Below are 15,197 nucleotides of genomic sequence, written 5' to 3'. Positions count from 1 at the left end.
TTGTTTGAGCATTCCCAGGCTAATTGAGGGTAACCCTGTTCATCCCAGAGGTTGTGCAGGAAACCATTTAGTCTAAAGACAAATTCAGAACAAGAAATTTCTTTCTGGTCAAGGACCCAAATGATTTACCGACGGTTTTCGTTGGTATCCCGGGTAAAATCTCTTAATCTCAATAATTTGCTTTGCTGTGTATTGGGAGTAAGTGAAAGTAGGTCCAGGCGGGAAATAATCTTTGGATAAATGTGAGAAAATTGTTTTCACTCAGAATATAAGCCCTTCCGATACCTCCTCAAATTTCAAGGGGATTTATTATAATCACCATGAAAATTTCAAAGTTTTAATCTGTTTTCAGTAAAAACAAGATAGGAACTTACACAGTTTTATGTGATACTCACTTTTTTATACTTTTTATCAAGCCACCAATTTTTAAAGTCCAAATACTGATCCTAGATTTAACCGTGTTATCAAACCAAAACGAATGGTTTTTGTAAAGTTAGGATTAAGCCTACCAGAAATATCGTCTGACTGAACATAAACTCCACCCAAGAATTTACCCGATTTTCCATTCAGATAATTCATATGTATTCCAAAGACTGAATAATGATCAAATAATTCTCTATTAAAAGAGAAATTTTGTCTTAAATAAGGCCCCAATAAGATATATTGACTTGGTCCTAACTTAAACATTCGTAAATAATCCAAATTTAGAATAATGTTTCCGAATGTGCCGTAATTTCCACTATATGCCTTAAATGTTTCATCACGAGTTAGTGCTCCAGATGTTATTGAAGAGTCTCTTTCTGAGTATCTAAAAGTTGTATGGTCTAGGTTCAAAAAATTATTTAAAAATGAATATCCTAAATTTATCCCATAATAATTTAGTTTATTTTGCACAGTCATGCCTACTTCTAAAGTATAACCAATTTGAAGTGTGTCAATAAATCTTGCACTAAAATCTTGTGAATCATTGCCTCTGTCATATTTAAATTCTAATGCACTAAGACTTGGTCTAAAATAAAATAACTTCATCTTATTACTTACAAAAGCTACTCTATTTTCTTTCTGAATGGTCCTTACATCCAAATCAATTTGTATCATCTTTTGAATATTCAAATTATTCTTAACACTTTCGGCTAATAATAACACTTCAGACTCAAGTTTTGATTTACAAGTGTCTTTTTCATCTATAGAAATAATTGACTCAATAATTTTATTTTCGAGCTGAAACCAACCCAGCGTTGTCAATAAATCTAATCTATCTCTTAATTTTTTAGAACTTGGAGATTCAATTCCATTTATAGTACACCCTTTAATATTAGATCTTATAAGTTCCTGATACTCGCTAAAAGCTAAAGGTGCCAATTTAAATTTCTGATTTTGTAACCGCCTTTCTTCTTCAGAAAATTCATTATGCTTATAATAAACTTTACGTAGCCCAATTATACTTGAAAAATTTGCGTTAGGAGTGAATTCACCTTCTTGAAAAAGGTTTCCCATCCCTCCTTCATTCTTAGCCTGTAAGTCAAATCCATATAATATTTCATGCGCTTTGTAAACCTTATTAGACCGATCGAAGTGATTGATCTTGATCAAAGTTTCACCTATGTCAATATTAAGCGAACTTCCTTGCCAAACAATAGAGCTTTTTCCATTAGCATCTTGATTTAATATTTGTCCCCATGATAATACTGGGGAAAAACTAATAATTATAATATAAATATATTTTTTCACCCTTGCCAATTAATTAAGAAACTCCCTAATAAACTATTTTTGATACTTATGTCGTTTGTAAATAACGATGTTCCGTTATCATTTAAAGGTCTATATTTATCTATTTCATTTCCATAATAATTTAATATTCTTACGTAAACCTCAAGTTTCCATTTTCCTGCTGGTCCAGTCATCAATAAGTCAATGTCAAGGTCTGCATCTGCAGGAAGTCTTTCCAATCTTCCTTCATAACCTTCTGAAGTATGGTCTTGCCATTTGTTTATTCCTTTTGTGGCAAATTTGAGATGATCTACATTCACGGTAGCATCTATTGTTAGCTTATATTTTACATTTACGTTCATTTATATAAAATTAATTTTACATTTAACTCCAAAAAGGGTGAAGGGGATTATTTTGCCTGTTTTAAACTTTGGTTTCCAGATTTATTTTCTTCGGCTTCAAGGTATTACATATATTACCGTAAAGGTCTCTGTTAATTAAGAAATAAATTTTGTTCGATACAGTAATAAAGAAAGATACCTTCATTAACATTGTTTAATATATTAAATTTTTAGCATTCTTCTGTAAGAGTTATTCCTATCTAATTTTAAACTCATTTTATAAAAAGCAAAACATATTTATAAACCACCCTTCACAATCGCCTCCCTACCTGAATGCACCTGCAACTTCTCATAAATATGCTCCAAATGCTTCCTTACCGTTTTATCGGATATAAACAACTGTTCCCCAATTTGCCGTACTGACATCCCTTTCTTTAGCCATTGAAGTACCTCTTGTTCCCTTTTACTTAATTTCTCCATTTCAGGAGGTAGGTTTTCCTGGACTTTCGGTTTACTTTTTAGATAATTCAAGGCCATGCTTGCCAATGAGGGGGAAAGTGGTAGTCCTCCTTCCAGCACATCGTCTATGGCGTTGATCAGAAGATGGGGCTTAACTTCTTTGAGGAGATAGCCAGATGCGCCTGCTTTTAAGGCCTCAAAAAGCTTCTTTTCATCGTCCATCACCGTCAGCATTAAGATTTTCAGGTTGGGATATTTTTCTTTGGCTAACCTCGTTGCCTCAATACCATCCATCACCGGCATGGTAATATCCATTAAAATTACATCGGGAATTTCTCCCTTATCCAATGCCTTTAGCGCTGTTGCCCCATCCTTTTCCTCCCAGAGAACCGTCATATCCTCTCCCAAAGCTAGCTTGTCCTGAATATCTTTGGCTAGCTGGGCATTGTCCTCAACGATTCCGATTTTTATCATTATGAATAGGAAGAAGGTGATTGTAAATGTAAAATTTTGAAAATCAGTAATCAATACGGCAAATAGCGTAATTATTAGGCAGATACCGGAATTGTTACTTGTATCTGTGTTCCGGTTTTTTCTGATTTTAGATTCAGACATCCCCCCATTTCCGCAGCCCTTTTTCGCATATATTTCAGTCCAAAACCACCTGACGCATGCTCTCCACTGAATCCTGCGCCATCGTCTTTTATGGTCAGCATCAAATTAGGTGGATAAACACCCAGTTCAACCTGTATCTCATCAGCTTTGGCATGTTTGATACTATTGACAATAGCCTCCTGAGTTAGTCGCATCAGGTGCATGGCAACCACTGGCGAAAGGATAGCTTTATCATTTATTTTTGAACAATGCCATGTCAGATTCGGATATTCCTGGTCTTCCCAGAGATTAAGCAAAAAGCTGTGCAGCCGCAGGGCAAATTCTGAACAGGTAACTTCTTCCTGATTTAAAATCCATATTGTTTCACGAAGATTTTGATTGGTGTCCCGTGTAAAATCCCTTAAACGGAGGAGCTGGGTTTGTTGAGGAGATGTGGGAATGGAAAGGATATCCAGACGGGAAACAATATGGGTAAGTTGGGATCCGATGCCGTCATGCAGGTCCCTTGCCAATCGTTCCCGTTGTTCATGTGCCGCATTTTCTATTTTTAAGTTTTTAATCTGTAATTCCTGCCAGCGGTGCTCAGCTTCATACACTGCTTTATGCTGCGTTAAATTATCGGTTCTTAGTTTTTCCTGAGAATCTACCAACATTTTTTGACGATAAATCCATGCCAAGGCAATGAAATATATTTGCGCCGTCAATGCCGTCTTTAACAGCAACATATCAGTTATTGGGAGAAGAACTGCATTTAAATTGACCAGGATTATATTTTTGAAAAAGAAAATGATTAAAAAAAGCTGGGAAGCTATCAAAAGCCAGACAGGAAAAAATTCACGTTGGATGGCGTCCACTAAATAGCCCACCCAAATAGCAACAATAGATAATACCACTACAAACCCAAGTCCATAACCAGTTCTGATAAAAAAGGAATTGGAATGGGTAAATCCATGATTAACGAGAAATATACAAATGGTTATGACCAGGTAAAGCCACCATGGACTAATCCTCAGCCACCAATTCGCAGACTGGTGAGGAATCACCAGAAATCTTCGGCTAAATAGCATGAAAAAGCAAATACTCAAATTCAGGATATGTCCAATTTGTATAGGGTTTATATATTGGTATAAAGAAGTATTGAGAAATATCCCCCAGCCATCAATTAATAAGGCATGTAGGGAAAAACATATTATATAGGCTGAAAAATAAAAGTAAATTTCATTTTGGTGGATCGTAAAGCAAGCAAGGGAAATAAAAAGTACCGTTAACATTAGTCCGGTAAATACTCCCCATCTCCAATTGGTTGCCTCGAAGTACTTGAGAAATCCTGGTCCATCCCAGAACTTGACCTGGTATTTAACAGGAAAGCCAGGAATAGTTTCACCACGAATGAATATAGAATAGGAGTGGTTCTTTTTCATGGGAAGGTCGGTCAAAATATACCGATGATTTGCGGAGATATAGTTGTCAATAAATGATCTGATATCCCTTCCAGAGGCAATATCAATACTTATTCCCTCTTCATCCAATAGCCATACTTTCACTGAATCTATAAAATGGGTCTGCATTTCCATTAATATGGGTCGATTGATATTGCTTTTTACCCGAACATAGGCCCACCCTGCACCACCATTATAGCCAAAATTCACTGCAGACACTTCCTGCCATTCAGTTATTGGTAATTCAAGAACTTCCTGAAAGGTCAACTGGGAATTGGGATCAGCCAATTGAAAGAGTTGATAAACAGTTACGGCCGGTTGTTCAGTGGTAATGCTTCTTCCCCTTCGCTGGTTAGTTAACCACCAGCTACCAATACCTATGAGCCCTACAATGAGCAAAATCAGTGGTATAAATTTAAAAATCGGCCAATTGGTTTTTATAAAAATTACAGTTAAAATTAAAAACTAATTCCACCTACAATTTAATTATTTTAATCCACATTATTTTGATTATAAAATCAAATTCTGAAAAAAAATATTCATTGCGATTGAAAGCACGTTTCTAATTACTAAACAATACGTATGGATTCATTTAAAATTGAATACCGGTAAATATTGCCCAAATCAATGACGCACCAAGTTATGGGCTATTTTTTCACATGCATCCGGATTGGCTTGCTGAAATATACCAAGGAACTACGGCATAATAGGAGGTGACCGACTGAGATGCTTTATTCCGTTCTTCCTTGTGCTTAGTGAAAAACTCCCCCGCGCATTATTCATTTAGCCCTCCAGTGCCAGGAAATTTAAAGTCGGTAATCACATTATGAAATTTTTTAATCTATTATCAGAACCCACAGAGATACTGTACAACCAGGGGAAATCCGCCATGACAGACTACCATATCATCGCTGCCATTGCCAATATCGGGGTAGACAAAGCCCGGGAGATCCTTAAACTGGCAGATAACAGGCTTTCGGAACTCGCCAAATGGGACATGGAAAAATGGCTCAAAATAGAGGGCATCGGATATTCTCGGGCCACCGCACTGGTAACTTCCTTTGAACTGGGAAGAAGACGAATGTTTGAACAGCCGGTTAAGAAAATCAAAATCAACTGTTCACAAGATGTGTACAATTGTATGAAACCGTATCTCTTCGATGAAGTGGTTGAGCACTTTTACATCGTGTTGTTGAACCGGAATAACCAGGTGGTCAAACTCCATAAGATCAGTTCAGGAGGAACCCACGGTACTTTGGCGGATCCCAAGTTGATCTTCAAAAAAGCATTGGACTACCTTGCCTCGGGATTGATCCTGGTGCATTATGTGAAGCGTATGATTATGGAAAGTGATTAAGATTAACCTCTGGCTCGAATTTATCAAAAGGTTTTCTATGCGCATTTTACCCAGAGGAATGGTACGGATCCGTCACTTGGGGATATTGGCAAGCTACGCCAAACCACTAAGCCTTCCACTGATCCATCAGGAGTTGGAAATGCAGGCTTCCCCATAAGTAAGTTTGGATTAATTGCACTGATTGATAATGGAAGAAAAATAACCGGTATTTCTCTTTTCCACTAGAGTGAAATCGATTTTTAGAAAATTCACCTATTATTTAGGGGTGTTTGTCACTTTTTAAATTAGAATTATTTCCATAGCTCTTCACTTTAATAACATTAATTAACAAATTAATTTGATGCTATTAGCTGAATTATTACTATAATTGTAGTAGTAGAAAGAAAGTCACTAATATAATATTTCAGTATTTGCCGATTTTTTGTTGAATGGCACTACTTGAAAGAAGGGATTTTTGATTTGTTTAAAAAGATAACTATACGAAGAAGAGAAGTGAAGGGGCATATACTATTAGAATTTGAAGCTCAAGAGTAATATTTAAGAAAGTCGATTAAGAGTTGGAAAAATTAAAATTCGCTCATCGTCAACTTTTTTAGCTGGATTCATAATCAGCGCTCTCAATCCTGAGCCAGGCTTCTGACTCTACCAGTTAAACCTGTAAAGTTGAACTGATAGTGATAAATGGTCTGATAGTTTTTAGTCAAAGAAATTATTCTTTAAAACATAAACTTCAAAAAAAATGAAATTACTCATTTCATGCCTTCTTCTGGCCTTCTTCACATTTGCCTCCTATGCCCAATCCAAACTTACTATTCGGGGAGTGGTGAAAGATACCACGAATATGCCGCTGGATTACACCTCTGTGTTACTTCTTAGCCCAAAAGACTCGGCCTTGGTGGAATACACCCTGACCAATAAAGATGGGGAGTACCAATTCAAAAACGTAGATAGACAACCGCTGCTCATCAAAGCCACCTATACGGGCTACCTTCCCAAACAAAAGGAACTGGTTCTTCCCGAAACAGGTGACTTGGAAGTTGATGAGATTCAGTTGATGCCAATCTTACAGGAACTCTATGAGGTAGTAGTGAAAGCCGCCAAAGCGCCGTTGATGATGCGGGGTGACACACTTGAATATGATGCAAGCAAATTCAAAGTGCCCCCTGGAGCGACCCTGGAAGAATTGCTCCGCAAGCTGCCCGGTATACAAATCGACAAGGATGGAAATATAGTTGCACAAGGGGAACAAGTACAGAAAGTAACAGTGGACGGAAGGCGCTTTTTTGGGGGTAACACAAAAATGGCCACCCAAAATTTGAATGCAGAGTCAGTAAGCAAGCTTCAGCTATTCGATGACAAGTCAGAACAATCAAAGCTAACAGGCGTGGAAGATGGAGTGAAGGAAAAAACCTTAAACGTTGAACTGAAGGAGGAAGCCAGGAAAGGAGGTTTTGGTAAGCTTTCTGCAGCACTGGGTACAGACGGAAGATGGTCTGCAAATGCCTCATTCAATAAATTTGACAAAGTAAATCAATTTTCGGTGATCGGTTATGGCAATAATGTCAACCAATCCGGTCTGAGCTGGGATGACCTTCAGGAGTTTAAAGGGAGTAGTGCTTTCCAGTTTGGGGACACTGGGGACTTTGGTTTTAATGGTAGCGGTGGAAACTATATTTCGTTTTCAGGTGGGGATAACGAAGAATCCTTCGAAATCCCCTTCAATAACCTCAACTCTGGCTTCTCCAACAACCAGGCCATAGGCGTCAATTATAACTACCTGAAGGATAAGAAGGATTTTAATAGCAACTACTTCTATAGCCGCAGTGATCAAGCGCTAGAGAGTTTCAATAGCAGGACAAATTTCTTGCAGGACAATACATCCTTCACTTCCACTGACCAAAGCTCACAAAATAACATGGCAGGTCACCATCGGGTAAACCTTCGTTTTCAAAACGAATTAGACAGCGCCAACACCATCACCATTAACGCAAAAGGAAGGCTAAGTTCACTTACTACATATTTGGCCAGCCATCAAGAGCTGATTCGCAGTAGCACGGAGCAAAGCCAAATGGATAGGAACAACCAATCGGATAAATGGTCAGGGGCCTTTCAAGGCACTGCTATTTATAGGCATAAATTCAAAAAAAATGGAAGAAACTTTGCTGCCAGTATCAGTGATACGTATAGTAAGGCAGACCAAAATGGTATTCAAAAATCCGTCGTAGATCTCATGAATTCAACAGACCCAAATACCTATTTTCGAAACTTGGATCAATTGAACCAGGCACTGAATGGCTCTAACTTGATAAAGTCAAGCCTACTCTTTGTCGAACCAATCAAAAAAATATTTTTCTGGGAGACTTTCTACAATTTCAGCCAGTCACAGAGCGAAACAGACCGACAAGTATACGATGTGGAATCAAGCGACACCCGAGAGCTAAATCCGGACCTCAGTCGATTTTTTGACAATACCATTACCTACAACAGATTTGGTTCTAGCATCCGATATGCCAACAAAGGGTCTAACTTAAGCGTGGGTTTAGCCGCTTCCAACTATCGATTAAATGGACAATTTTCAGTCGTAAAAGATAGTGAGGTATTAGGCCGGGTGAACAAGAGCTACCTCAATTTCACCCCTAATGTGATTTACTCGAAAACAATGAAAGGGAACAAGCGTATCAACGCAGGCTATACCATGGGCGTCAATCCCCCAAATATCACAGACCTACAGCCATTCAAGGACATATCTAATCCATTGTATATACGTGAAGGAAATCCTGATCTAGAGCCTGAAGTATCCCATTCTTTCAATACAGGATATAGCATGTATGATCCTGCCACATTTATAAATTTGCGGTTTTCATTCAATTCAACATTCTATCAGAATCAAGTAGTTCAAAATCAAACCATAGACCCGGAAACCTTTGTCACTACCTACAAGGCAGGAAATGTTTCCGGGGGGCAGCGTTATAACCCATATCTGGGTTTTGGTTTTCCCATCGTAAAAACCAAGGCTACCGCCTACTTATCTGCAAATCCCTCCTATTCTAAAAGCCTATCCCTCATCAACTCAGTCGAGACAGAGACCAATACTTTTAGCCATAACTTTGGGGTGAATTTAAATCTGACACCTTTAGAATGGCTCAGCATATATACCGGGTCATCTTACCGACTTAGCAAAACCAAATACGAACAGAACCCCTCACAAAACCAGGACATAATAAATTGGAGTGCTTATAGTAATATGAACATAACATTTCCCAAAGATTTTTACTTAGATGTGAAATTCAACTACAACCGATATGAAAACGAAAGTTTTGGATTTGATCAGGAAGTACCTATCCTCAATGCATTCGTCTATAAACTACTCGGCAAGGCTAAAAAATGGGAAGTCAGGCTTTCTGCCTACGACATCTTCAAGCAAAATCAAACCATCAGCCAGAATGCAGGCCAAAATTACGTTTCCACTGGAAGGATTGAAACGCTTTCTAGGTATTTCCTACTTGGAGTGACTTATAATTTGCGGGGAGTAGAAGTGAAAAAATATAGATAGCAGAGTAAGTTGTAAAGTGGGGAAGTTCTACAGTCGCAAAATCATCAGAAGGCCAGTTTCTTAATTCAGCCAATTCTTAAATCAATAAAACAATGAAATTAAAATACCTAAAGATCCTTATCCTATTATTAATTTCCACAGGACTAAAAGCCCAGAATATGGTAGGTGAGGTAGAATACCGATACCGCATATTCTATGATAAAATCTACTCCAGCCTGCCTCACATTACCGAGCAGGAAAAGGATAGAATCCTACTCACTTGGAGTAATTCTGATGGCTACAGTACTCGGATGAAACTTCAGTTTTGGCCAGAAAAAAGTCTCTATACTTTCGGAGAACCCTATCAAGTCCAAAGCTACTCCTGGCAAGTAGAAGACTATTTCATTGAAAACAATTTAGAAAACCAGACTTACCTGAAATACATGGATCAAATGGGCAAAACTTACATTGTACGTGACAGCCTAAATGCTCCAAAATGGAGGGTAATGAACGAAATACGAGATATTCTGGGACACATGTGTATGAAAGCTGTTTATGAAGACAGCATTAAAGGCCAAAAGATTACTGCTTGGTTCGCCTCAGATATTCCGGTCCCAACGGGCCCAGAGGAGCAATTCGGGCTTCCAGGTTTGATTTTGGCTTATGACATCAATGACGGCATGCTCATCGTGGAAGCCGAGAAAATCACTTTTGGAGAACCTGAAGAAATCATCACCCTGCCAAAAAAAATGAAAGGGAGAGAAGTATCGGGCGCTAAATATCAGGATATGGTCCAAGAGTTTATACAGTCTTCTATCGAAAGCAGACGAGCTTGGATGTGGGAAATAAGATATTGAGAAGGCTGTAGCAAGTACAAAGGCGGAAAGTAAGTAGGTTAATTATCTGCTTCTTTCAAGGAATATCATTTTACCAACAGGAGAAATAATTAACCAAAGAAGATTTGTTTTCAGGGACCTTCTTCGTATCAATTAATTCCACTTTTTTTTCAAAGCGCTTTTCAAATTGAAATAATCTGAATTTAAATTTCGGATAAAAGACTCCAGGTCATTGGTTTGATTTTGGATAAGTGCTATCATCTCTTTCGTTTCTTTATCACTCCCATCCCCTTTTTTTAAAGCATCAATGCAACCTAAAATATTTGCGGTTGGTTTTCGAATGACATGTGATAAATCAAATAACATTTGTTCAAGCGTTTCAAGATGCTTTTTCTTTTGTGTTATATTTTGAATCGTCCCATACCAAACCACCACACCATTACCTTTTTTCTCCGGATTTGCTTTCAACCAGTGCCACATTATCGACCTTTCAGAGGCCATTATTCGATATTCTATGTCCAACGGAATGATTTTTTCAAAAGACTCCTGAAATGACTGGATAAATAGACCTTTGTCTTCAGGATGAATGATGTCAATTATTAATTTCGGTTCCTTTTTGATGTCATCAATACTAATTTTTTTAACCAGATTATTTATGCCGTCACTTAAAAAAATAAATTCCATATTTCCCGAATCATCCGCCGAAAATTTAAAAATCGCCCCGGGGGCAAGGTCGGTTAATTTTTTCAATCTCTTTGCACTTAAATCTAATTCCAGTTCCTGGTCATTTAGTTTTTTACGAATTTCAAGGTATTGCATTACTTTTTTAGAAATTATTTTAAGGGCTAATTTTTGTTTTTCACTGATTTTTTTTGAAATAAAATCAATGGCACACACCGTACCAATAACATTCTCATCTTTCGATACCAAAGGCGCAGCAGCATAAAATTTAATCCCGTTTTTCCCCGTTACATTTGGATTATTACAAAATCTGTTATCTGCAAAAGGATCTTCAACGATAAGAAGATCATGGGGATTATTCAATGTATATCGACAGAAGGATTTTTTGATATCTACCTCTGTGATTTCAACACCGACTTTTGCCTTGTACCATTGTCTTTTCTCATCAATAAAGGAAATAATTGAAACGGGTGTATCACATACTGCACTTGTTAATTGGGCTAAGTCATCCAATTCTTCTTCCGGAGGTGTATCTAAAATTCTATAATTAAGCAAATCAGATAAGCGATTTCTTTCCTTTTCCATTCAGTTCTCAGGATTATGTGAAATATGCTATTTATTAACTAAAAAAAACTAATTTAGTAAAAAAATTAAAAATAAAAAATATTTTTAATAATATGATTAATGTTAGATTTGCTTTCTTACCAATGCGAAAATTTGGTCATTTTTAATAATGGAATAAAATAATCTTAATTTAACTTTTGGTGGATTGTCTCCTGTTTAAAATACACCCTAAAAATAGAACCCTCTCCAAACACACTTTCTACTTCGACTTTACCCCCAAGGTCCTCTACCATTCTTTTTACAATAAAAAGTCCCAATCCCGTACCTTCCACCTCCTGGTCTAATCTGGTATGGGGGTTAAAGATTGCCTTTTGTTTTCCCTTATCTATCCCCGGCCCGTTGTCTTTTACAGTTAACAGAATATAGGTTCCTAGGTTTTGGGTTTTAATCCAAACTTCGGGTTGACCAATTTTTTCGCTGAACTTTATGGCATTACCTAAAAGATTATAAACTATACTTCTGATGTTTTTTCTTGAAAATTTCAATTCGGAAACTTGGAATTCAGTGTGAATTTTTGCCTTGGATCTACTTATTTTATCTCCTAAACCTACCAATACATCCTCTACTATATTTTGAATATTGACTCTTTCCGATGTCTCCGCAAATCCGGTTTTTTTCTTTGTAGATTCGGTAAGATCTTCAATGGTTTTTAACAGCTTTCCAATAGACTTTCCCATTGAATCCAAAAGAGAATTGGTCTCTTCCTTGTCATTTTCCTTCACCTCTTTTAAAAGGCCAATTAGACCTTTAATATTATGAATGGGCCCTTTTAAGTCGTGAGAAAGGGCAAATATGATGTTTTGATATTCCAGATTGAGCTTTTCATATTGGTTCAGGGTCTCAATCCTAGAGGTAATATCCACAAAAGTAATAATCACACCGTTGGTTTGATTGCTTTTCCGGATGACATAAGGGAGAATGTTCATTTGATACCAACTATGGTCCATCGTCTGGATCTCTTTTTCCATATCCTTGTTGGTTTCAATTACTTCAAGAATGTTCTGTATAATGGTGGGAAACCTTATTTGGACCGTCAATTCACTTATATGTTTTCCCAGATCCCCGCTAGACAGTTGGAACTGTTTCATGGCTGGCGGGGTAAATTTCCTAAGGATCAAATTGCCATCCACAAACAACTGGGGTATCACCGTGTTTCTAAAATAATTTTCTAATTCCTCATTATTGGCGATAAGTTCGGTATTATTTGTGTCCTGATGCTTGCTGTCCATTTGGCATTGGTTTGGTAAAAAAAATCAAAACAATTTTTAATTTTTTTACAAATATTGTTCCAAAATATAGGCTCAATAGGACATGTTTTAAAGCAAGAATAACTAGTTGTAGTTTAAAAAAATGAATTTAAAGCCTAAAAATGAATTAGTTATCTCTATTCTTTATACAGGGAAAAAAATAAAAATTAATGTAAATTCTAAGTCTCAAGAGTGGTGGAAAGGTTCAAAACGAAATCGTTGTTCTTAAATTCAGTTATTATTTGGACGATTATTCAATTGTAAGGAAATATCAAAAGTGGACATTAATTTTTTTTTCGGAATAAATGCCCAAATCAATGACGCACCAATTTATGGGCTATTTTTTCACATGCATCCGGATTGACTGTCTGAAATATTCCAAGGAACTACGGCATAATAGGATCTGATTGACTGAGATGCTTTATTCCGTTCCTCCTTGTGCTTAGTGAAAAACTCCCCATGGGATGGGCTTATCATTCATTTAGCCCTCCAGTGCCAGGAGTTTTAAAGTCGGTAAGCACATTATGAAATCTTTTAATCTATTATCAGAACCCACGGAGATACTGTACAACCAGGGAAAATCCGCCATGACAGACTACCATATCATCGCTGCCATTGCCAATATCGGGGTAGACAAAGCCCGGGAGATCCTTAAACTGGCAGATAACAGGCTTTCGGAACTCGCCAAATGGGACATGGAAAAATGGCTCAAAATAGAGGGCATCGGATATACTCGGGCCACCGCACTGGTAACTTCCTTTGAACTGGGAAGAAGACGAATGGTTGAACATCCGGATAAAAGAATCAAAATCAACTGTTCCCAGGATGTGTACAATAATATGAAGCCTTACCTTTTTGACGAAGTCGTAGAACACTTTTACATCATCTTATTAAACCGGAATAACCAGGTGGTCAAACTCCATAAGATCAGTTCAGGAGGAACCCACGGTACCCTGGCAGATCCCAAGTTGATCTTCAAAAAGGCCTTGGATTACCTTGCCTCAGGATTGATCCTGGTGCATAATCACCCTTCAGGGAATCTCACCCCTTCCGAATCGGACAAGAGGCTTACACAGCGGCTGATAGAAGTCGGAAAAAGCCTGGAAATACCGGTTCTGGATCATTTGATATTTACAGATGCTTCCTACCTTAGTTTTGCAGATGAAGGCCTTATATAGGTCTTCATTTCCTTAAATTAGAAGTTTTAAGTTATTTCTTTTAAATTGAATCAAAAGTATTTGTATGGAGCCCAGTTTAAAATTCATTCCTCACGAATTAGATAGAATTAGATTAAACTGTAAAGGATGTGGTGTCGATTTTAAGCCAAATTGGTTGGAGGATAGAGGAGGGCCTATGCTTGGCAGATATAATGATAAGGATGGTGGCTACTGGGGTAGAAGTGCATCATTTGTTCCCTGTTCAAATTGTGGTGAAAAAAGTTCAATAGAAATTCCCACATCTGACCTTAAGTCGAGAGTTCATTTATTTGGTGATGAAGCTTACAGGCCAATTGGAAAAAGTGGAATGGTATATTGTTATTCGGTAGTGGGTGCTTCTGAACCGTTTTTAGGTGAAATTGAGAAATTACTCATTGACATAAAGAAAAAACTACAACCAGAATTACCGCCCACTAGTTGGAAAATACATATGAAAAATTTATGGTCAGGCCAACAAAGGAAGAAGATCGTTGCCTTTGAAAATTGGAATTTCGATCATGTAATGGATTTAATTAATCAGGTTTCGCAATTGTTTGATTATATGGGGGATAAGCTATTTAAAGCTAATATAGCGTTACCCGGAATTCCAGGTACAAGAAATCCAAAAGTTGGATTTTCTGAATATATTCGAAATGAGGCCTATGTGTTATTGATGTCTACAGTGGTACATCAGATGACCAAATTGGGTGGACAACCCATAATTTTCTTCGATGCAGAAAAAAAATCAGATTCAGATATTATTATTCAAAAATGGGCTAAAGATATTTTTATAAATACTCAAAATACATTATTTTTTTCTTTTATGTCCAAAGGAATTGAAATACCTGAACCTAAATTTATTCAACCTGGCAGTACTCCACTCTCCGAATTAGCCGATTTCATTAGTTTCATTATGGCTAGATACCACTTTAGAATTTTTGATAATAAAAAACCTGAAATTGATCCTAAATTGTTAGGAAATGTAATGTATATGACTTTTTCGGATAATGGCAAGAAATTACTATATCAGACTCAAACTGGCTATCCATGGAGAATGAATTATCAACGGTAAGATTTAGTTCGCCTAGGTGCAAATAAGGATACGAAGAAAAATGGGTCTTAATGTCAATTAAAAATCAAATCAATTTTTAATTGAGCCT

General features: G+C 37.1%; 11 protein-coding genes and 1 pseudogene. 6 read left to right on the top strand and 6 right to left on the bottom strand.

Going from position 1 to position 15,197, the window contains the following annotated elements:
• Window positions 1-426: 426 nt before the first annotated feature.
• From G9Q97_RS06265 to G9Q97_RS06250, 4 genes are all read right to left on the bottom strand, one after another.
• The gene (locus G9Q97_RS06265; RefSeq protein WP_166144239.1) at window positions 427-1,731 is read right to left on the bottom strand and encodes a hypothetical protein; all 1,305 of its coding nucleotides are present in this window, start codon (window positions 1,729-1,731) and stop codon (window positions 427-429) included.
• The gene (locus tag G9Q97_RS06260) at window positions 1,728-2,072 is read right to left on the bottom strand and encodes a hypothetical protein (protein WP_166144237.1); all 345 of its coding nucleotides are present in this window, start codon (window positions 2,070-2,072) and stop codon (window positions 1,728-1,730) included. The genes G9Q97_RS06265 and G9Q97_RS06260 overlap by 4 nt, the downstream gene beginning before the upstream one ends.
• A 276-nt stretch (window positions 2,073-2,348) precedes the next feature.
• Window positions 2,349-2,984 carry a response regulator gene (locus G9Q97_RS06255; protein WP_166144235.1) on the bottom strand — a complete coding sequence of 212 codons (636 nt, stop codon included), beginning with the start codon at window positions 2,982-2,984 and terminating at the stop codon, window positions 2,349-2,351.
• 74 nt (window positions 2,985-3,058) lie between these two features.
• On the bottom strand, window positions 3,059-4,963 hold the full coding sequence (locus G9Q97_RS06250; protein ID WP_166144233.1) for a sensor histidine kinase: 1,905 nt from the start codon (window positions 4,961-4,963) through the stop codon (window positions 3,059-3,061).
• Window positions 4,964-5,390: 427 nt separating this feature from the next.
• Here G9Q97_RS06250 and G9Q97_RS06245 point away from each other — a divergent pair, with 427 nt between their 5' ends.
• From G9Q97_RS06245 to G9Q97_RS06230, 4 genes and pseudogenes are all read left to right on the top strand, one after another.
• A complete protein-coding gene (locus G9Q97_RS06245) occupies window positions 5,391-5,921 on the top strand; it encodes a JAB domain-containing protein (RefSeq protein ID WP_166144231.1) in 531 nt (176 codons plus the stop codon).
• A 13-nt stretch (window positions 5,922-5,934) separates the two neighbouring features.
• Window positions 5,935-6,025, top strand: a pseudogene (locus tag G9Q97_RS25440) (transposase); the annotation flags it as partial.
• Window positions 6,026-6,660: 635 nt separating this feature from the next.
• Window positions 6,661-9,474, top strand: coding sequence for an outer membrane beta-barrel family protein (locus G9Q97_RS06235; RefSeq protein ID WP_166144229.1), 2,814 nt, complete (start codon window positions 6,661-6,663; stop codon window positions 9,472-9,474).
• Window positions 9,475-9,566: 92 nt separating this feature from the next.
• Window positions 9,567-10,310: a GLPGLI family protein gene (locus G9Q97_RS06230; RefSeq protein ID WP_166144228.1), complete on the top strand. Its 744-nt coding sequence runs from the start codon at window positions 9,567-9,569 to the stop codon at window positions 10,308-10,310.
• 132 nt (window positions 10,311-10,442) lie between these two features.
• Here G9Q97_RS06230 and G9Q97_RS06225 read toward each other — a convergent pair whose 3' ends face one another.
• The gene (locus G9Q97_RS06225) at window positions 10,443-11,555 is read right to left on the bottom strand and encodes a PAS domain-containing protein (RefSeq protein WP_166144227.1); all 1,113 of its coding nucleotides are present in this window, start codon (window positions 11,553-11,555) and stop codon (window positions 10,443-10,445) included.
• Window positions 11,556-11,719: 164 nt separating this feature from the next.
• The gene (locus tag G9Q97_RS06220; RefSeq protein WP_166144226.1) at window positions 11,720-12,823 is read right to left on the bottom strand and encodes a sensor histidine kinase; all 1,104 of its coding nucleotides are present in this window, start codon (window positions 12,821-12,823) and stop codon (window positions 11,720-11,722) included.
• A 542-nt stretch (window positions 12,824-13,365) separates the two neighbouring features.
• Here G9Q97_RS06220 and G9Q97_RS06215 point away from each other — a divergent pair.
• Both G9Q97_RS06215 and G9Q97_RS06210 read left to right on the top strand, forming a co-directional pair.
• Window positions 13,366-14,019 (top strand): JAB domain-containing protein, encoded by a 654-nt coding sequence (locus G9Q97_RS06215; protein ID WP_166144225.1) that lies wholly within the window; start codon window positions 13,366-13,368, stop codon window positions 14,017-14,019.
• A 64-nt stretch (window positions 14,020-14,083) separates the two neighbouring features.
• A complete protein-coding gene (locus G9Q97_RS06210; protein ID WP_166144224.1) occupies window positions 14,084-15,109 on the top strand; it encodes a DUF3800 domain-containing protein in 1,026 nt (341 codons plus the stop codon).
• Window positions 15,110-15,197: the final 88 nt, after the last annotated feature.

The organism is Cyclobacterium plantarum, assembly GCF_011290685.1.
GTDB classification, from domain to species: Bacteria; Bacteroidota; Bacteroidia; order Cytophagales; family Cyclobacteriaceae; genus Cyclobacterium; species Cyclobacterium plantarum.
The sequence above is the reverse complement of the archived record's forward strand: the minus strand, read 5'-3'. Positions and strand labels throughout refer to the sequence as shown.

Coding starts and splice junctions, on each gene's coding strand:
- G9Q97_RS06260 (WP_166144237.1), bottom strand. CDS start 2,072: ATGAACGTAAATGTAAAATATAAGCTAACAATAGATGCTACCGTGAAT.
- G9Q97_RS06255 (WP_166144235.1), bottom strand. CDS start 2,984: ATGATAAAAATCGGAATCGTTGAGGACAATGCCCAGCTAGCCAAAGAT.
- G9Q97_RS06245 (WP_166144231.1), top strand. CDS start 5,391: ATGAAATTTTTTAATCTATTATCAGAACCCACAGAGATACTGTACAAC.
- G9Q97_RS06235 (WP_166144229.1), top strand. CDS start 6,661: ATGAAATTACTCATTTCATGCCTTCTTCTGGCCTTCTTCACATTTGCC.
- G9Q97_RS06230 (WP_166144228.1), top strand. CDS start 9,567: ATGAAATTAAAATACCTAAAGATCCTTATCCTATTATTAATTTCCACA.
- G9Q97_RS06225 (WP_166144227.1), bottom strand. CDS start 11,555: ATGGAAAAGGAAAGAAATCGCTTATCTGATTTGCTTAATTATAGAATT.
- G9Q97_RS06220 (WP_166144226.1), bottom strand. CDS start 12,823: ATGGACAGCAAGCATCAGGACACAAATAATACCGAACTTATCGCCAAT.
- G9Q97_RS06215 (WP_166144225.1), top strand. CDS start 13,366: ATGAAATCTTTTAATCTATTATCAGAACCCACGGAGATACTGTACAAC.
- G9Q97_RS06210 (WP_166144224.1), top strand. CDS start 14,084: ATGGAGCCCAGTTTAAAATTCATTCCTCACGAATTAGATAGAATTAGA.